Raw genomic sequence first — 18,272 nt, forward strand, 5'->3', positions numbered from 1 at the left:
CCATTGCAGTGTAAACCAAAACAAACGCTGCCATGGAAAACATCACCTTCGACCAACTGCCCCAGGCCATGCGCCTGCTGCACGAGAAAATGGACCGCCTGGAGCTACTGCTCTCTGAGAACCAATCCCCACAGGACAAAGACAGCATCTTCAACGTCACCCAGGCGGCTGCCTTTCTCCACCTTTCCGTCTCGTCCCTCTATGTAAAGGTTTGCAAACGGGAGGTCCCTTTCAACAAGCGGGGCAAGCGCCTCTACTTCTACAAGGCAGAGCTGGATGAGTGGGTGCGCAAAGGCCGCAAGAAGACCCTCGCCGAGATACAGGAGGAGGCGGGGCAACAACTGCTGGGCGTAAAGAGAAAAGCCTAACGCCGCTTTCCCCCACAACCGGTTCTGCAGGCTGCTGCGGGCGGAGAGCGGTCTTCCCAACAGCAAGCCGCTCCGCCCGCCCCACAGGGCCTGCCGCCTCTGATACCGGGCAAGGCATGGTCCCCCTGCTGCATGACGCTACCTGCCGCACCCCACAGCTCCCGCTTAGCTCTTTCTTCCGGATAGAGCTGCCTTCTTAACGATATGTTCCCACGCTTGCAAACGATAAGACAAGATGAACATCCGGCAAATCAACGATGCCTTGGCGATCACCGACCTGCTGGCCAGCCAGGGATTCCAGCCCGCCAGGAAAAGGGGCTCGGACTGGTGGTACATCTCCCCGATCCGCGCCGCCGAGCGTACGCCCTCCTTCAAGGTCAACACGCGGCTCAACCGCTGGTACGACCACGGCACCGGCGAAGGCGGCAAGGCTTTCGACCTGGCCCTGCGTCTGCACCGCACCGCCTCCATCCGGGAGGTGATCGAGCTGCTTGCATCATTTTCTCTCGCTTTACCGGCAATGGCCCTCCAACCTGTGCGGTCATTAGAAAAAACTTCCAGGAGAGAAAGCTCTGCTCCCAGACCCGATCCTCCCACCGGCATCCGGGTGTTGGAGACAAAGCCCCTGGAGGCAGGGAGCCTGCTGGCTGTTTACCTGGAGCAGCGCGGCATCGCGCGGGAGACCGCCGCCCCTTACTGCCGGGAGGTACGCTTCTCCATCGGCGCGAGGCAATACGAGGCCATCGGCTTTGCCAACCGCTCGGGCGGCTATGAGCTGCGCAACGCATGGTTCAAGGGCTCCTCCTCCCCCAAGGACATCACCTTCGTTGATAAGGGTGCCGGCACCCTCTGCCTCCTGGAAGGCTTCATGGACTTCCTCTCCCTGATGGAGATGCGCCCCCACCTCAGACACACAGCAAACTTCCTAATCCTTAACTCCCTGTCTCAGCTGGGCAAGAGCCTGGAGGTGCTCGGCCAACACAGCAAGGTGCTCCTCTTCCTCGACCGGGACCAGACGGGCCGGCGCGTGACTGAGCGGCTCCTGGGCTCGGAGTTCAACTGCAGGGACGCCTCCGCTTTTTACCGGAAGCACAAGGACGTGAACGAGCACCTGGCAGCGCGGAAAGGGCAGGCAAAGCAGCTCCGCCTGGGGCTTGGCCACCGCTAAGGAGGCTGTGGGGAGCGGCTCTTAGGACAGGGAGCAAGTTTGTGTTTTTGTCATACAAAAACCTTTGCCCCGGCCCCCTGGCCTACCCACTGCTCCCGGTGGTCGCAGCAGGGGATTTAGCAAACACATAAATGTAAGCGATACATGGAAACAGCAAAAGCACAGCATCAGGAAAACACCAGGAAGAAAGGGGGACGCCCTGCTAAGCGGATCAAGCGAAGCCACGTGCTGGTCGTGCGCCTGACCGAGACCGAGCGGTTGCTGGTGGAGGGCAAGGCCCGGGAGGCAGGCTTGAGCGCCTCGGCCTGGTTTCGGGCGGCAGCCAAAAAGGCGGTGATCGTGGCGCGGCTCCGCCCCGAGGAAGCCTCCCTCCTGCGCATGCTCTCAGGACTGGCCAACAATTTCAACCAGATCACCCGGCTGGCGCACCGCGAAGGGCTGCTCTCAGTCCAGGGCAGGTGCCGCCAGCTCCTGCAGGACATCCAGCACATACTCCACATGGTCAGCAGAGATGATCGGAAAGGTGATGATCGGTAAGAGCTTCTCGGGCTGCGTGCGCTACGTGGTGCAGAAGCCCGAGGCTGTGCTGCTGGACGCGGAGGGCATCCGCACTGAGACCGCCTCGGCCATGGTGGCCGACTTCAACCTACAGCGCCAACTCAGGCCCGAGCTGGAGAAGGCCGTGGGCCACATCGCCCTGAGCTGGAGCACGCAGGATGCGGCGAAGCTTACCCCCGCAATCATGGCAGCGCGGGCAAAAGAGTACATGGAAAAGATGCAGATCAAGGATACGCAGTACCTGATTGTCCAGCACTGGGATAAGCAACATCCGCACCTCCACATCGTCTACAACCGCGTGGACTATGAAAGCAAGACAATCTCGGACAAGTTCCAGCACCGGCGCAACGCCAAGGTGTGCCGGGAACTCACACAGAAACATGGCTACTACCTGGCACCAGGCAAGGGGCAGGTGAATCGCCAGCGGTTGAAAGGAGCCGATAAAGTAAAGTATGAGCTGCATGACGCGGTGAAAGAGGCGCTGGGCAGGGCCCGCAGCTGGCAGGAACTGGAGCGTCTGCTAACAGCGAAGAGCATCCGCATCGACTACAAGTGCAGACGGGGCACTGATGAGGTACAGGGCGTGAGCTTCCACATGGGGGAGCTGAGTTTTAAGGGCTCTGCCGTGGATAGAAGCTTGAGCTACGGCAACATCACCAGGCGGCTTGAACAGAACAGGCAGCAAAGCCAGCAGGTAGCACCCGCGCCGCGGCCCCGGCAGCCAAGCTACGTGCGCCCGCAGGCCCCAGCCCTTGTCCCCTCGTCGGGAGAAAGCAGCGCCCTGCATTCCCTTTCCGGCACCCTCCTCTCCCCCGAGGCAGCGCAGGCGGAGGGAATGCAGCATCTAAATGACTATACATTCAAAAGAACAAAACGCAAGAAAAGAAAAGGAAGGCACCTATGAAACCAGAGGAACTAGAGGAGCGGCTCGCAGACACCGAGCGCGTCCTGAGCCAGCATGCTAAAAGGCTGAAAAAACTTGAAGAACTGGAGGAGCCGAAGGCGCCGCAGCCAATGTCCCCACCGCAGTCAACGGATTACACCTCCCACTTTGAAGAGCTGAAGGCGCTTTTCAAGGAGCATGATATCAGTAAGCACTCGCTGCAGCTCTACGCCCTAATCACCTCTTTCTGGAAGGCCTACACCAAGCTGCCCAAGGTGCTGCCTGTCCGGCACTACCACCATTTCGAGGACAAGTCAAGGGGCTTTATCATCGGTGGTTTCATCCTTTTACTTGCAACCTCCGTCTCCGTCGGGCTGAGCTTTAGCCTCTTCCGGGAGAATGGCAGGCTGCAGGAAAGCAGCATCAAGTACAGGCTTGTCCGGCAGGAATACCCGGAAGCAGCTTTCTGGGCGGACTCTACATATCTTCTGGCCCCGGAGGAGGCTGAACGGCGCGTGGAGCTGTTAGAGGAAACAGAGGTAATTGAAAAATAATAGGCGGCTTGTAGAGAGGCCGCCTGATGTATCCGATCCTCTGGCGGTTACGCCTGTTGTTGCTGCCGGAGAATCTCCACCTTCTCTCGCTCGCTAGCCAGCAAGCGCTCGTAGAGTTTTTTATTTTCTTCAATAACTTCTAGAAGCTTATCAAGAGGATTGAAAGTACACTGGGAGAAAGTGCCACCTGGTCCTGAGTTACCAACGGAGCTATCATTTAAAGTCTGAATAAACACACCCCCGTCTTCTGTAAAATTCTTTATTGCTTCAGCGGATACACCCAGGGCTTTACCTATCTTCTCTAGCGTCGTGTCATCCACATCCTCCTCCTGCTCTATGCGGGAGATGTTCTGCTGGGTCGTTCCCAGTTCAGTGGCTAATGCAGACTGCTTCACTCCCAAAGCGGTCCGCATTCTTCGCACGTGGTCACCCAGGTGGATTGGTCGTTTTCTTTCTGCTGTTTCCATACATTAATATACTAAAAATTGAGCATTGGGCAAGAGTTTAATCAATGTTAAGAACAATAATATACATGTAAATTACAAACGATTAAACTTACGCTTTATCAAAAGTACTTTAAATATAGGAGTTATTAAGCTTTTCTAAATGAGAAACAATAATGAACACTAAAGAAAAAGCTTAGGTAAGGAGCATCTGCTACAAATGTGAAATTCTATTACATGTTTACGCCACAGCTTGCCTAAACAACAAACACCTGAAACTGAGAGTAACGCCAAATCTATAAAGAATTAATACCGCTTCCTGTAGAGTTTACTAATGCCCCCCAAGCTAATCAACGATCTGACCGACCAGTTAATCGAGTACCATGAGCCGCAATTCATCTTTATCCAGGACTCTGAGTGGGGCAACGCCCGCAGGCCAGACTCAGACATGACCTATAACGAGCAGTTTGCCGAGCGCCTGCGCAAGGCCGGGTGGAGCGTGAAGATCGTGAACATGGGACGCGTACCACCGCACCAGACCAGGTACCACCTGGCCCACGAGTTCCTGGGGGAGAAAGACTCAAGGCTGCCGGCGATCCGCTTCAACAAGTATAACTGCAAAGATATCCTGACGGCCATGAGCCTAGCGCCAGTGAAGCAGGGCCGCGACGGTCAGATCATGAAGGACAAGAGCAGCGAGAAGAAGCTCACGGTACCGGGGCAGGAAGCCACCCACTTCACCGACACCGTGGACCTGCACTTCCTTTCTATCGACAAGCACATCCTCCACATCCAGCCGGACTTCTCAGACTTCATGCTAATATCTGCCTGAGCCAGCCCACCCTACAAACGAAAGCCGCAGTCCTACCAGCTGCGGCTTTTTCTTTTCCATTCATATATCGCCGAGGACGCTCGAGGCAATTGCCAAAACTCAACAGTGCGCCGTCGGGGTGAGCAGTTAGATTTTGAGATTCTAAAAGTGTGTCGGGCACACAAAAAAGCAGTGTATCGACTGGAAACACTCATTCTAGAACAAAATTATGAGATTGGCTCAATTAACTTTTACTCATGACTTTCTTAAAACTCTATAAACTGTTTCCTTGGCGTAGCTTCTTTCTTACAATTAATCTTTTTTACTAGTATCTATTTCATCAATGATAATCTCTTCTTCGTTCACACCTTCAATTATTGGAACTTTCCAAGTCATTATTTTTATTGGCTTATTCTTGACATCTAAATCTATCAAAAGCTTTGGATTAGCGGTATGCTTCATTTCTGGCAGGTATCCTGGAGCACCAGCCCAAGCATTTGAGAAATCCGCCTTTTTCTGGTTAGCTTCTTCCCAATGAGCAATAGTTTCATCTACAAAACCGTGTAGCTTCCAGAACACATCGTTAACATGACTTGAAAACGGAGCACCTAACCAATCGTTCTCGACTGACTCATTCCATGGATCATCTGGTATCTGCTCACTCCAGTGCAGGTGCATCCAGCCATGAATTGTTAATTCCATCTCAGTGCCTACCTCATCCAGTGAATGGCTTTTTAACCACTCTGGATTTCTAAATTCGTTTTCTACCCTATTCTTAAATATCTCTGTGGTAGCAGGAAGTTTTGCCCATTCAAAAACTCTGTCTGCACCTGGCCAGATTGGAGGCATTGGCCACGTTTGATTATCATGTGCATAAGGAATTGGATCCCATCCCTCTACTTTAGTGTAGTTTGGATTTGGCATGTGTTGAAGATGATCATTAACCATTTCGATCATTTCTTGATGCATGAAGAAAAAATCTAGACCGGCTCCGTTTTCCCTCTCAAACCTCGGAGGTTGCCACCCAAGATCTACCAGTTCATTCCTTTGTGCATCAGAAAGGCTTTCCCATTGATTCTTATTTCTTACTAAATGCCAAATGTGGTGATAGGCTCTCACTTCACTAGCAGATAGCATTTGCTTTATCATTGGAGGTAATTTTGTATTCATAGCTCTTATTTAATTTTGATATAATGCTTAATCCTTTATGCGGCTAGTTAACTAATGCAAGACCAAAGCTCAAAGAATTAACTTTATTAAATTTTGGCTCCATTCTACCAGTTTTATATTCAACTATCAGTTTGATGTTTTTAACAAAACGGTATCCAAGAGCTATATTAAAATACCCAATAGACTTATCATTAATAATTCTTTCATCTTGCTGAAAATACCTGTAATGTATATATCTAACATTTAGATCTGCTTTATATTAAAAGTTTTCATCTAGCTCTGGCGGTAGGGTCAAGTCAGATCTTTTACCCCAAAATTGCCATTGAAATGAAGGTCGAATCTTTATTCGATTAACGTTTTCTGTTACATCAGTACTATCTACTTCACTAATTCCTTGATTATAATCTGCGCCTAAGCTACCTTCTATATAACCTAATAAGTCTCTTCTAGAATAATAGTAGATCAAATCGCCACCAATGGTTAAATAACCTTGATAAACTTCAAATTCTTTGTCTGCTGCAAGTTGAGGAGCTAAAATATTAATTTTATATAGTCCTGTCCACATCTTATCATCTCCACCATAAAGCAGATCTTTGATATAGCTGTTTACAGTTAGCAGTATGTTGTTCTCAGAGTTTTCTGTACCATCCCCAAGATGTACTTCTGATGAAGGGCTTAAAAAAAAGGACCGCTTAATACCTTTAATTCATACTTATCCTCAGCCTTAGTAGCTGATTTTCTGTTAAATTGAAAATCAATAGTAGGCTCGTTTTTTATGAAGTTATAACCATACCCAAAAGTGGTTGTTGCATCTTGCCCATACGCTACATTAGTAATAACCATTAGCATAAATAGGATGTAGCGTTTGGTTGCTTTTTTCATAGACGTAATCAATAAGCTTTTCTACAGATTTAACAGAGCTGAATAATTTGTTATAAGTTTCTCGCTGATCTAAGAATAGAAATCTTGAACATAACCTATGAGTTAGAACATCTTTGTGAGTTGCAGACATTAGTGCAATCAGATCAAGATGAGAATCTTCAGAGTAGTCGATAAGCTCAATTATTCTGTGCTGTGGGTAACTAGATAGAATAGCTAATTCTTCTGTCACATCTTGTTTAACATCATTATAATCCATACATTATCCTTTTTATTGTTAGATAAACAACATATCTTAAAATTATTCTATACAGCTTACGCTTTGATTTGTTACATTTTATAATTAAAAATTTTATAATTAAAACTTTTTAATATTTTCCTGTCTTTTCATCCTCTCAATCTACTCCTGAAATTCGCTGTTGATGAGCAAGCATATTATCAGGTTAAAGGAAGCCCTGGAGCTGATGGAGAACGCCACCGAGCCTTTCTCTATCCGCTATGTGGCGTGCAATAAAAAGAAGCGGACCGGCGGCTACTGGGTTAGTATAGACCGCTGCTTTGTCACCGGCGATCAGCCGAAGAAAGGCAAGGCAACCCTAGCTAAAGCCAGCACCTCCCCTGCCCCCACCACCTCCAGAAATCCGCACCACTTCGAAAACTACACCCGCAACCTGAAGGTCGTGCCCGAGGGGCACAGCAAACCGAGCGGACAGATCCGCAAGTGCAGCATCTGGCTCATCAAGGAAGTCAACGGAATGGAAGTGATCATCTGATGAGAACAGTTGTAAACGAGGAGGGCACCTTCGGCTATGTAAGCAGCGGTGCCGGCGCCATTGTAAAGCTTAACCTGCCACGTGCCGCCAGCACAGGCACTGCCGGCAAGGGAGCTGAGGCGCCGGGAGCCGTGGCCACCACGCCGGTGGTAAAAGCCAAGAGTGAGGAAGTAGCGCTGTGGGGCGACGATAACTTTTTCCCGCAAAACGTGATGAAGGACGTGGAGCGCAACGAGGTGCTCTCCGACACCCTGAGCTGGAAAGCCTGCGCCTGGTACGGTTCCGGTGTGATCTATGGTTATGTGGAGCTGGACGAGCAGGGCAACGAGGTCTTCATCCGGAAACAGGATCCGGAGGTGGAGGCTTTCTTCCGCCGCTCCAACGTAAACCGCTATGCCCTGGAGGTGCTCACCGACATCTCCTTTTTCGCCAATGCCTTTCCAGAACATATACTTAGTAAGAACCGCTAGAAAGTAGTGATGCTTACGGCGCAGGATGCCGTGTTCTGCCGCTTCTCCAAGCCCAAGACCGACGGCGTTATTAACTACTGCTACATCAACGCCAACTGGGACAACGGAGGCAATACCTCCGACCACACGACTTTGGCTTTTAACTAACCATCAACCTATATTATTGCTTTACCGCCAAATCCTTCTCCAAAAAAGCAGTTGGGACAAGGAGTATAACTTTTAGCAACTGAGCTCCAGTGCATACGGCTAAGTAGATGCCGGTTATTACGTCTCCAAGCAGGAGGCGATGAAAGCAGTTCCTGGAAAATTGGTGATACCAATTTTAAAGTGTTAAGACCTACTTAAAGTCATACTAAGCCTGAGCCGTTCCCACTTCTGGTTTTATGCAGGACTACTTTTAGCTTAGTCTCATTTTAATATCAAACATTCACACTAAGGCAGCTTTAACATAGACAAAGTACCTTTGTATAATTTTACTATATTGGAGCTGATGCAAAAGATTAAAATCTAACACTAGAAAACAAAAAAACATACAAGATGCTAGAGGTAACACTATCTCCACGGGATGCACAATATTGCACCGGATTACGTGTATGCATCAGTCAGCATCTTGTTGAAGACAAACTTTAATACCTTAAGCCCAACCAATGGAGCACGTTGCATTCTTTGATCTTGAAGTTAGTAAGCAGCCCAAAACACAAATCCAAAGCATTGGAGCATGGTTTAGAGGCAGCACACTTCACAGCACATCTGTTCACGATTTTGAGGTGTTTCAGCAGAGTGCACAATTCCTTTGCGGTCATAACATCTTAGCACATGACTTACCTGTTCTGAAATCTGCTGGGGCACCTGCACCCATTTTTCAGAAGCGGTTTATCGATACGCTCTACCTTTCACCGCTTTTCTTCCCAAACCGACCTTACCACCGGCTGATAAAAGATTACCGCCTGGTAAGCAAACATTTTAATAACCCGGTAGAGGATTCTAAGATAGCGGCAGATCTCCTGCAGGATTGCATCAGTGCTTACTACAATGTGCCGCCGGTGCTAAGAGAGGTTTTAAACAGGCTCCTTCACACAGACACAGCCTTCAGTGCTTTTTTTGAACTTATAGAAGACACTTGGTTAGGTAATGAAGAGAAACCGCCCGAAGAGCAGATTAGAGCATTCTTCCACAACAGGATCTGTGAGAACACGGACCTGGGAACGCTCACAGCTCAGTTACCTGCTCCTTTAGCCTATGCTCTGTCTCTGATCAATGCACCAGATCAAGGCTCTATTATCCCCCCCTGGCTGTTACATCGCTTTCCGGAGATTGTTAATGTGCTGCAACAGCTAAGAGGTACTTCCTGCCAACAACCCTCCTGCCATTATTGCGAAAAGTATCTCTCGCCTATAGCAGGCTTACAGAAGTATTTTGGCTATGAAGGCTTCAGGAAGTTTACTCCTGAGGAAAAGACGCCGTTGCAGCAACAGGTAGTGGAAGCCGGATTGGAGGGAGAATCACTCGTGGCTATTTTCCCGACAGGCGGGGGTAAGTCCCTAACGTTCCAATTGCCTGCCCTCATGAAAGGCGAGGCAAACCGGGGACTAACCGTAGTCATCTCTCCCCTGCAGGCGCTCATGAAAGACCAGGTGGATGTGCTCCGAAACCGCTTCGATATCACCACTGCCGTGGCTATCAATGGACTGCTTTCTCCGTTGGAACGTGCCGATGCCATTCAGACGGTGCAGGAGGGTGGTGCTACGCTGCTGTATATTTCTCCTGAGTCACTGCGCTCCAATACCATTTACCGGCTCCTCAAAGGCAGACAGATCGAACGTTTTGTAATTGATGAGGCGCACTGCTTTTCTTCCTGGGGACAAGACTTCCGGGTTGACTACCTGTATATCGGTCGCTTCTTAAAGGAACTGGCTGAGGCAAAGAACCTGCAACAACCTATACCTGTCTCCTGCTTTACCGCAACGGCTAAGCCTGAGGTAGTGCAAGACATTGTTAAGTATTTCAAGGAGCAGACAAACCTAGACCTGAAGCTATACCAAACCAATGCGTCCCGTAAAAACCTTACCTACAATGCCTCAAAAGCTGAGGGTAAGGAAGCCAAGCTACAGCAGTTAAAAGACCTGTTGCAGGATCTGACGGAACCGGCCATTGTGTATGTGAGCCGAACCAAAACGGCAGAATTCGTTGCCGAAGAGCTTAAAAAGTCAGGCATTCAAGCAGCGGCTTTTCATGGCAGAATGGAGTCTGATCTGAAGATCAGAATTATGGACAGCTTTATGGCTAGCGACATAAACGTGATTGTGGCCACCTCCGCTTTCGGGATGGGCGTTGATAAGGAGAATGTTAAGCTGGTCGTGCACTATGACATCTCGGACTCGCTGGAGAACTACCTCCAAGAGGCTGGTCGTGCCGGCAGAAAACCAGACTTGCAGGCTGACTGCCATTTGCTCTTCGACGAAAACGACCTGAACGACCACTTTGCCCTCTTAAACCAAACCAAGCTTTCCAAAAAAGAAGTTGGCCAGATATGGAAAGCGGTTAAAGACTTTAAGCGGCTAAAGTTCACGAAATCTGCTTTGGAGCTGGCCAAGCAGGCTGGCTGGGACACTGACATGATGAACCTGGAAACTCAGGTAAAGGCCGCCATAGCCGCGCTGGAAGATGTAGGCTATCTAAAGCGGCAAATGAACTCGCCCCGGATATTTGCTCAAAGTATCCTGGTGCGCAATGTAGAGGCTGCCAATAAGATCATTCATGCCAACCCAGACAAATTTCCGGGTGATCAACTACAACAGGCTGTTAGGATTTTTCAGTACCTCATCTCCCGCGAAGACACGATGGTCGACGCACTGTCTGATCATTTGGGTATTGAAAAAGAAGCAGTAGTTAGGATACTGCTTTACTTCAAAGAGCTCGGCCTGCTTGGCGATACCAGAGACCTGACAGCGCTCATAAACCCTGCCCGAAGTGAAAAGAACTCAGAACGGTGTTACCAGCGCTATGCGAAACTGGAGAAGGCGCTATTGGAGGTATTGTTACCGTCTGAGGATTCACCGGCTGTTTTCCAGGTGCACCTGCGGGACATCAACGAAAAGCTGATCGACAAAGGGTGTGATGGCAGCTCCATGGAGGCGATCCGGAACCTGCTGCAATTCTGGGAGCACAAGCATTACATCAAGAAAGAGCGGATGGATGCCCATACCCTGCTTTACCGCATTGGCTTCCGCACAGGAAAGCAAGAGATAAAAAAGGCCATTCAGGATCGCCTTACCCGGGCAGCAAACGTCGTGCAATGGCTCTGCCAACAGAATGCAATCGAGATTGCAAACAAGCAAAAGCAGGATGAGGCTGCCCTCGAGTTCTCGATGGTGGAAATGAAAAAGCAGGTGGAGCGCAACAACATCATGCTGCCGAAAGCCGCGCTCACGGAGTATGAGGCTGACTTGCTATACCTGCACATCATTGGCTCCATTAAACTGGAAGGTGGTTTGTTTGTACTCTATAACCCGATGACCATTGAGCGGCTCATAGAAGATAACCGTAAGCAGTACACCATTGAAGACTACAGCAAGCTGGAGCGGCACTATGAGAAAAAGGTAGAGCAGATCCATATCATAGGTGAGTACGCCAAAAAGCAGCTCCGGAACCACATAGAAGCCCTTAGCTTCGTGGACGACTATTTCCGCCTGGGCTATGAAGCTTTTGTGCAAAGGCATTTCCGAAATGAAAAAGGTAAACTGAAGCAGCCTACCACAGACAAAAAGTACCGGGAAATTTTTGCGGCGCTCTCTCCAGATCAGACACAAGTCATCAAAGACAACAAGAGCCCTCATATATTAGTAGGTGCCGGACCTGGCAGCGGTAAAACACGGGTATTGGTGCACAAGGTGGCCGCTTTACTGATGATGGAGGATATTAAGCCGGAGCAGTTCCTCATGCTTACTTTCTCCCGGCCGGCCGCTACCGAGTTCAAAGAAAGGCTGCACAAGCTGATCGGAAAATCTGCCTATCACATTGACATCTATACCTACCATGGCTTTGCCTTTCAGCTCCTGGGCCGCGTGGGCGATCTGAAAAAATCTGACAATGTGATTAAGCAGGCTACAGAGGGATTGGCAAACGACGATGTGCCAAGCGACCGGCTAAAGTGTAAGAGTGTGATTGTGGTAGATGAGTACCAGGATATCAGCCAACAGGAGTACGACTTCCTGAACAAGATCATCGAGCTGGCCGACGATGTGCGCGTGATTGTGGTAGGAGACGATGATCAGAACATCTATGAGTTCAGAGGTTCTTCTGTGTCTTTTATGCGGGATTTTGTGCGGGACAAGCAGGCAACAAAATACCTGTTCAGCACCAACTACCGGGCATGCTTTAATCTGGTAGATTTCTCTAACCAGTTCCTTGCGCTATTCAAGTCCGACAGGTTAAAAGCTGGACTGCCCCTGATGGCCTATAAGCAGACCTTTGGTGCTATTTGCCTGACCCGTTACGTGCCTGGTTCTGACCTGGTTACTCCTTTGGTGCAGGATGTGGTAAAGCGAAAGCTCACTGGTACTGTAGCCGTGCTGACGCATACCAACGAGGAAGCTTTGCTGGTACAAAACCTGTTGCTTCAACATCATATACCTACCCGCCTGATCATGGCGCAGGATGGTTTCTCTTTGCGGCAGTTGCTGGAGCTGAAGTGTTTCAACTGGTACATTCGCGATAAAGTCAGCAGCGAGCTTGGCTTTATCTCGAAAGAGGACTGGGAGCAAAGTCGCAACCGGATGGAGCAGGAGTTTGCCGGCTCAACTAATTTAAGCCTGAGCTTAGAGGTGATAGCTGAATTTGAGCGAACAAGTGGCGAACGAAAATTTTGGTCAGACTGGCTGGCTTATGTACAGGAGGCACGTGCCGAGGATTTTATTTACCCGGAGGCGAATAAGGTATTGGTTTCTACCATGCACAAGGCCAAAGGAAAGGAGTTTGACCATGTCTTTTTAATACTAAAAAATTACAAGCTGGAGAAAGAGTCGAATAAGCGTGTCGTGTATGTGGCCATTACCCGAGCCAGGCAATCCCTGCATATTCATACCGACCAGTCTTACTTTGACCAGATAAAAGTTGATCAGCTGGCGAGAGCCGAAGACCATACCCTATACCCGGCGCCAAAAGAGCTGCAACTGGAAACGAGCATGAAAGATGTGAAACTAGGTTTTTACAAGCAGCCGCATACTAAAGAAGTAGTCAAACAACTTAAGGCTGGTACTTCTCTAGAGCTGCCAAGAGATTCCGCAGATGGTTTGTTGTTCTCAGCTGCCCCTGTCGTAGCCTTCTCTCAGAAGTTCAAACAAGAGCTCGCGAAATTAATTACGCAGGGTTATACCTTGCAAAGTGCCGAAATAGCGCATGTTGTAGTTTGGTATTGTGAGGATGATGGGAAAGAATATCGGGTAGTTTTGCCGAGGCTCTTTCTTACGAGACAAATTAACAGGTCTAATCTAGACACATACGATATAGAAATTTCTTCCCTTACTAGTTGCGAATATGAATAAAGAAGAGGCTTATATTATTCTGGATGCATTGGCCGAAGGATGCTCCCCTTTCACCGGTGAACTTTTAGAGAATGACTCTATATTGAACGAGCGCAAAGTTATTAGAGCCCTACAGGTGGCACTTGATGCACTAAATGTGAGGCCTATTCCGAATCAGCAGCTTAGCCCTAAATCGGCAACTCTAGTAGATGTGCAAAATGTGATGGCTGTGATAGGAGTTATGAAAGCTGCTAGTTTGGTGCCCACTGTAAGTAAATTAACAAAATATCTATTGGGCAGCAAACAGTTCAAAAACAATGAGATTACACAGCATGAACTTTATGGCTCACTAAGACATGAGTTTACTTACACATCCTTAAAACCAATTATAGCGCAATTGGCAAAAGATAATCATGATATTTCAGCGGCTCTGGTTGTTGCCCCCAAAGCAAAACCGTGGGATGATGTTGATTATTTTGAGCAACCGACATTTTGTACACTCTCGGACAAGGGAATTAATCAATTAAAAGAAAAAATCACTGAATTAGGGATACAAAAGCATCCCCCACTCCTTTCAGACTATATCATCCAGGCACGAACTATTTATGCAAGAGCATATGAACCTTGGTCAGCAAAAGAGTTGGAGTTTTTAAATAAGGCTTTAAAATACACGAATGATTTGCAGCTACTTTCATCATGCTTCCAGCGAGGTGAAAACTCACTTAGAGGAGTAGGTAAACGATTAATATATGAGGGCAAAGTAAATAAGGCGTAGTTTGAGTTAATGAGTAGTTGAGATTGAGGCGGCTAATTGTAGTTAGAAAGATCAGCCATCGGGAAAGAACTAAATTCAATAAACTACTTCTTAAGAGCCCTCTAATAAATAAAATTCATTGTTCCATATACCAGCCCCGCTACTAGCTCATGCAAGCTAAAGAACCTGAAAACAAAAAGCCCATCATCAACTGCCATACCCACATTTTTACCGGTGATCATGTGCCTCCATACCTGGCGAAAACTTTTGTGCCCTGGCCTATTTACTATTTATTCTCCCTCTCCTTTTTCATAAAGGTCTTTCGGTTCTGGTACAGAGGTCCCTATACCTGGCAATTCAAGCCCTGGTACCGGAATATGCGGAAGAACATCTATGAAATAAAGATGGCGATTAAACGTAGTGCAGTGCTGCCAGTCGTTCGCACCTTTATTGAGGTACTTGTTTCTATTCAGGTTTTATTTATCCTCATAGACTGGCTATCATCGCTAGCTAACTCATCCAATTCCACTACTGGAAAGCCCTTTGAAAGTACAAGATTATGGCTATCACAACATGGGCTACTTTTTATACCTGCCTCTACCATAGGTAAACTGCTGCTGATATTGCTGCTGTTTATCTTTTTCAGCACAGGCAGAAACGTAGTGCTCTTTATTCTGAGAAAGTTTACCTCCTTGCTGGGTGTGCTGCCAGGTCCAAAGACGAAGGAATTGTTCAGGCGCTATCTAAACATTGGAAGGTTCTCGTTTTACAATAATCAACTCAGAATATACGGTCGCTTGAGAAACCAATATCCCGCTGATACCGGGTTTGTGGTGCTGCCTATGGACATGGAATACATGGGAGCCGGAAAGCTTAAAGAAGAGCATAAATACCACCAGCAAATGGATATGCTGAGGCGCATAAAGCAAAAGGATAAATATAAGAACACGTTCTTCCCCTTTGTTTTTGCAGACCCCAGAAGAATGCTCGACGAAGGTTCCAAGCATTTTGATTATGTAATTGACAATGGGAAGGTTATCCTGCAAGATTGCTTTATCAAAGACTACATCGAGACCTACCAGTTCAGTGGATTTAAGATCTACCCTGCTCTCGGCTATTATCCATTTGATGATACCTTACTGCCTCTTTGGAAATACGCAGCAGATAATGGCCTGCCCATCACCACGCATTGCATTAGAGGCACAATCTATTACAGAGGTCCTAAGCAAAAGGCTTGGGATCATCACCCCATTTTTGAACAAGCCAGCGGAAAGGATACATATGAGCCGCTTCTCCTGATGGAGATCAGGAACAGGGATTTTACAACCAATTTTACACATCCGCTTAACTACCTCTGCTTACTGGAGGAAGAACTTCTGAGGAAATTAGTAGCTCAATCCCGAAATAGAAAAGTACAGGAGTTGTTCGGCTACTATGATGAAAACACCAAATTAAAGTACGACCTCAGTCATCTAAAACTGTGCTTCGGGCATTTTGGAGGGGATGATGAATGGAACCGCTTTATGGAACTGGACAGAGACAACTATTCGGCGCAGTTAGTTAAGAATCCTGAGCGGGGAGTGCAGTTTCTTTCCAATAGTTATGGCAAACCAAGCGTATCCGCCCGACGAACTACAGGTTTGATTTTTCCTTGAAGTTCTGGGGGTAGAGGTCTTTTAGATTTTTGTGGTTGATGGACATGATGTTCTCCAGGGTGTACTTGAGCCACTGATATGGATTCACCTCATGCTTCTTGCAGATGGCCAGGAAGGAGTAGATCATGCCGGCCCGCTTTGCCGCCTCGTGGCTTCCGGCAAAGAGATAGTTTTTGCGCCCCAGGGCCAGCGGCCGGATGGCATTTTCCACCAGATTGTTATCTATCTGAAGCTCCCCGTCATACAGGTAGGCGGAGAGGGCGTCCCAGCGGGCGTAGGCGTAGGCCATGGCCTTGCCGATCTGACTCTTGGGCAGCGTGTTTTTGATCTCTTTGAAGATCCACTTGCCCAGCTCGTTTAGCACCGGAAGCGATTCAGAGAGCCGCAGCTCCTTTATTTGCCGGGCATCCAGCCCTTCTTCCCGGGCTTTCCTTTCCGTGGCGTATAAGAGCTGGATGAGGGTGAGCGCCCTTTCGGCCCTGGCCCGGTCATTGTCCAGAGCCCGCTCGAACTCTCTGCGGGCGTGGGCCCAGCAGGCCAGGTGGGTGACCTCCTTTTTCCTGCCGTACTTCTCGTACACTGCGTAGCCATCGGTTTGCAGGTAGCCCTGGAAACTGTCGAGCATGGCCTTTACCCCCACCGCAGCGCGCGTGGGTTGGTAGTCAAAGAGCACGGTCTTGTCTAAAGGGGAGTGGTAGACCCAGTAGTAGCCCTGGTGGGTGGCCCCCTTTTTGTCCGAGTCGAGCACCTTGATCGGGCTCTCGTCGACCTGCAAATAGCCTTTGGCCTTGGTGTCGAAGAGGAGCTGCTCATAGAGCGGCTCCAGTTTTAAGAGGGCTTCTTTGGTCCAGCCCTCGATGGTGGAGGAGGCCAGGGAGATGCCCTCCCTGGAGAAGCGCTGCTTCTGGCGATACAGCGGCAGGTGATCAGCATATTTATCGACCAGTATAGAGGCCAAAAGGCCGGCTCCCGGGATGCCCTTGTCGATTACTCTTTCCGGCAGAGTTCCGATCACCACGCCCGCTTTGTCTTTGGGAGCGTACTTATAGCGGACGTAGCGGCGGATGAAAAAGCGGGCCGGCTCAGAGTCCAGCTCTTCGGTGACTTCCCTGCCGATGCACACCATCTCCGAGAGGTCCCCCTCGGGGTGGATCTCCACTTCCACCACGGGCAGGTGCCCGGGCAGTTTGGCCCGTCCCTGGTGGCGGGGGCGCTGGCGCACGTATTCTATTTTCTGCTTTATCTCCTGCTGCTGCTCTTCTACCTCTTGTTCTGCAGCTTCGAAGGGAAGTGCGGTCTGGTGGGCGTCGCCTTCGAAGCGTTCCCGCTTCTGGCCAAACTGCATCCGGCGGAACATGGCCAGCTGGGCCTTGAGGTAACTCACCTCGTCTTCCAGCTGGACGACCTTTTCATCCCGCTGCTCCTGTTGCTGTTTGAACAGGGCGATGAGTTGGTCTTTGGAGAGGTCTTCCAGCTGCTTTTTCATTACCTAAAGGTAGGCACAAAAGTGCGCTTATCCTACTCAAAAGGCTGTTTTTGCCGCTTTTTCAGCTACTTATTTTATAGCGTTTTTTGCGCGTGATCTTCTCTGCCTGCAGCCCCTCGATCATAAGCACCAGCTCCGCCCAGGAGAGGCTTGTGCCAGCAGTGGGCACGGCGAAGGTGCCCTGCTCCAGGCGCTTGTAGTAGAGCACAAAGCCGCCCCGCTCCCAGTGCAGGAGCTTGAGGTGGGTGCGGGAGCGGTTGAGGAAGACGAACACCTCGCCGCTGGTCGGCTCGCGTGCCAGCTCCCGGCTCACCAGCCCGCAGAGGCCGTCGAAGGATTTGCGCATGTCGCAGCTGCCCTGGTAGAGGAAGTAGCGGTGCTCGGAGGTGAGGCTCAGCATTAGTAGAGGTGCAGCAGGCGGCTTACCAGCTGCAGGTCCCGTGCCGGCAGGCGTACCTTCACCCCGTTGGGGTAGATCACTTCCAGTTGGGCAGCTGGCTCAGGCGGGCTTAGCTGCACGAAACCCGAAGTGGCTTGCTTTTCCTTCCTGACCTTGTGGATCCAGTAAGTGAACTGGGAGAGTTTCAGGCCCTGCTCCTGGCAGAAGGCCCGCTGGCTCAGCCCGCTCTCTTCATAGAGCTCCACTAGCTGGAGCATTTTCTCTTGATGGGTCATCTTGCTTTTTTTGCCAGCAAAACTAACCCCTAAGCCTCAGGCAGGAAAGATGCATTTGGTCGGGCGGATACGTCACTTCAATGTTTCTATTTACTGGCCCTGT

The 18,272-nt window shown here is 49.3% G+C and carries 19 protein-coding genes and 1 pseudogene; 13 read left to right on the forward strand and 7 right to left on the reverse strand.

Annotated features, from left to right (window positions below):
- Positions 1–32: 32 nt before the first annotated feature.
- The 6 genes and pseudogenes from FJM65_RS14525 (at position 33) to FJM65_RS14545 (ending at position 3,531) form a co-directional block, all read left to right on the forward strand.
- Entirely contained in the window at positions 33–368 is a 336-nt protein-coding gene (locus tag FJM65_RS14525) for a helix-turn-helix domain-containing protein (protein WP_140622269.1), read from the forward strand.
- Between the two features lie 235 nt (positions 369–603).
- Positions 604–807, forward strand: a pseudogene (locus FJM65_RS21745) (CHC2 zinc finger domain-containing protein); the annotation flags it as partial.
- A 96-nt stretch (positions 808–903) separates the two neighbouring features.
- A complete protein-coding gene (locus tag FJM65_RS14530) occupies positions 904–1,536 on the forward strand; it encodes a toprim domain-containing protein (protein WP_239022969.1) in 633 nt (210 codons plus the stop codon).
- 144 nt (positions 1,537–1,680) lie between these two features.
- Positions 1,681–2,073 carry a plasmid mobilization protein gene (locus tag FJM65_RS14535; protein ID WP_140622271.1) on the forward strand — a complete coding sequence of 131 codons (393 nt, stop codon included), beginning with the start codon at positions 1,681–1,683 and terminating at the stop codon, positions 2,071–2,073.
- Positions 2,048–2,998: a relaxase/mobilization nuclease domain-containing protein gene (locus FJM65_RS14540; RefSeq protein ID WP_140622272.1), complete on the forward strand. Its 951-nt coding sequence runs from the start codon at positions 2,048–2,050 to the stop codon at positions 2,996–2,998. The genes FJM65_RS14535 and FJM65_RS14540 overlap by 26 nt, the downstream gene beginning before the upstream one ends.
- Positions 2,995–3,531, forward strand: a complete 537-nt coding sequence (locus FJM65_RS14545; protein ID WP_140622273.1) for a hypothetical protein — start codon at positions 2,995–2,997, stop codon at positions 3,529–3,531. The genes FJM65_RS14540 and FJM65_RS14545 overlap by 4 nt, the downstream gene beginning before the upstream one ends.
- A 47-nt stretch (positions 3,532–3,578) precedes the next feature.
- Here FJM65_RS14545 and FJM65_RS14550 read toward each other — a convergent pair whose 3' ends face one another.
- Complete coding sequence (locus FJM65_RS14550) at positions 3,579–3,998, reverse strand: helix-turn-helix domain-containing protein (RefSeq protein WP_140622274.1); 420 nt, start codon at positions 3,996–3,998, stop codon at positions 3,579–3,581.
- 310 nt (positions 3,999–4,308) lie between these two features.
- On the opposite strand from FJM65_RS14550, the gene FJM65_RS14555 reads away from it, so the two are divergent.
- Entirely contained in the window at positions 4,309–4,806 is a 498-nt protein-coding gene (locus tag FJM65_RS14555) for a hypothetical protein (protein WP_140622275.1), read from the forward strand.
- Between the two features lie 291 nt (positions 4,807–5,097).
- Here the strand turns inward: FJM65_RS14555 and FJM65_RS14560 are convergent, their stop codons facing one another.
- The 3 genes from FJM65_RS14560 to FJM65_RS14570 form a co-directional block, all read right to left on the reverse strand.
- Complete coding sequence (locus FJM65_RS14560) at positions 5,098–5,955, reverse strand: hypothetical protein (RefSeq protein WP_140622276.1); 858 nt, start codon at positions 5,953–5,955, stop codon at positions 5,098–5,100.
- 259 nt (positions 5,956–6,214) lie between these two features.
- Positions 6,215–6,520, reverse strand: a complete 306-nt coding sequence (locus tag FJM65_RS14565; RefSeq protein WP_140622277.1) for a hypothetical protein — start codon at positions 6,518–6,520, stop codon at positions 6,215–6,217.
- 110 nt (positions 6,521–6,630) lie between these two features.
- The gene (locus FJM65_RS14570; protein WP_140622278.1) at positions 6,631–6,837 is read right to left on the reverse strand and encodes a hypothetical protein; all 207 of its coding nucleotides are present in this window, start codon (positions 6,835–6,837) and stop codon (positions 6,631–6,633) included.
- Between the two features lie 419 nt (positions 6,838–7,256).
- Here FJM65_RS14570 and FJM65_RS14580 point away from each other — a divergent pair, with 419 nt between their 5' ends.
- The 6 genes from FJM65_RS14580 (at position 7,257) to FJM65_RS14600 (ending at position 16,008) form a co-directional block, all read left to right on the forward strand.
- On the forward strand, positions 7,257–7,607 hold the full coding sequence (locus tag FJM65_RS14580; protein ID WP_140622280.1) for a hypothetical protein: 351 nt from the start codon (positions 7,257–7,259) through the stop codon (positions 7,605–7,607).
- Positions 7,607–8,077 (forward strand): iron-containing alcohol dehydrogenase, encoded by a 471-nt coding sequence (locus FJM65_RS14585; RefSeq protein WP_140622281.1) that lies wholly within the window; start codon positions 7,607–7,609, stop codon positions 8,075–8,077. The genes FJM65_RS14580 and FJM65_RS14585 overlap by 1 nt, the downstream gene beginning before the upstream one ends.
- Before the next feature lie 9 nt (positions 8,078–8,086).
- Complete coding sequence (locus FJM65_RS21310) at positions 8,087–8,224, forward strand: hypothetical protein (RefSeq protein ID WP_181163730.1); 138 nt, start codon at positions 8,087–8,089, stop codon at positions 8,222–8,224.
- Positions 8,225–9,399: 1,175 nt separating this feature from the next.
- Positions 9,400–13,620, forward strand: a complete 4,221-nt coding sequence (locus FJM65_RS14590) for a RecQ family ATP-dependent DNA helicase (RefSeq protein WP_181163731.1) — start codon at positions 9,400–9,402, stop codon at positions 13,618–13,620.
- Complete coding sequence (locus tag FJM65_RS14595) at positions 13,613–14,374, forward strand: hypothetical protein (protein WP_140622283.1); 762 nt, start codon at positions 13,613–13,615, stop codon at positions 14,372–14,374. The genes FJM65_RS14590 and FJM65_RS14595 overlap by 8 nt, the downstream gene beginning before the upstream one ends.
- Positions 14,375–14,523: 149 nt before the next feature.
- Entirely contained in the window at positions 14,524–16,008 is a 1,485-nt protein-coding gene (locus tag FJM65_RS14600; protein WP_140622284.1) for a hypothetical protein, read from the forward strand.
- Here FJM65_RS14600 and tnpC read toward each other — a convergent pair.
- The 3 genes from tnpC to tnpA form a co-directional block, all read right to left on the reverse strand.
- Positions 15,986–17,494, reverse strand: coding sequence for an IS66 family transposase (tnpC, locus tag FJM65_RS14605; RefSeq protein ID WP_140622285.1), 1,509 nt, complete (start codon positions 17,492–17,494; stop codon positions 15,986–15,988). The two genes, FJM65_RS14600 and tnpC, sit on opposite strands and share 23 nt — an antisense overlap.
- 61 nt (positions 17,495–17,555) lie before the next feature.
- Positions 17,556–17,894 (reverse strand): IS66 family insertion sequence element accessory protein TnpB, encoded by a 339-nt coding sequence (gene tnpB / locus FJM65_RS14610; RefSeq protein ID WP_140622286.1) that lies wholly within the window; start codon positions 17,892–17,894, stop codon positions 17,556–17,558.
- A complete protein-coding gene (gene tnpA, locus FJM65_RS14615; RefSeq protein ID WP_140622287.1) occupies positions 17,894–18,169 on the reverse strand; it encodes an IS66 family insertion sequence element accessory protein TnpA in 276 nt (91 codons plus the stop codon). Before tnpA ends, tnpB begins: the two co-directional genes overlap by 1 nt.
- Positions 18,170–18,272: the final 103 nt, after the last annotated feature.

The sequence above is a fragment of the Pontibacter mangrovi genome, from assembly GCF_006385705.1.
Classification (GTDB): domain Bacteria; phylum Bacteroidota; class Bacteroidia; order Cytophagales; family Hymenobacteraceae; genus Pontibacter; species Pontibacter mangrovi.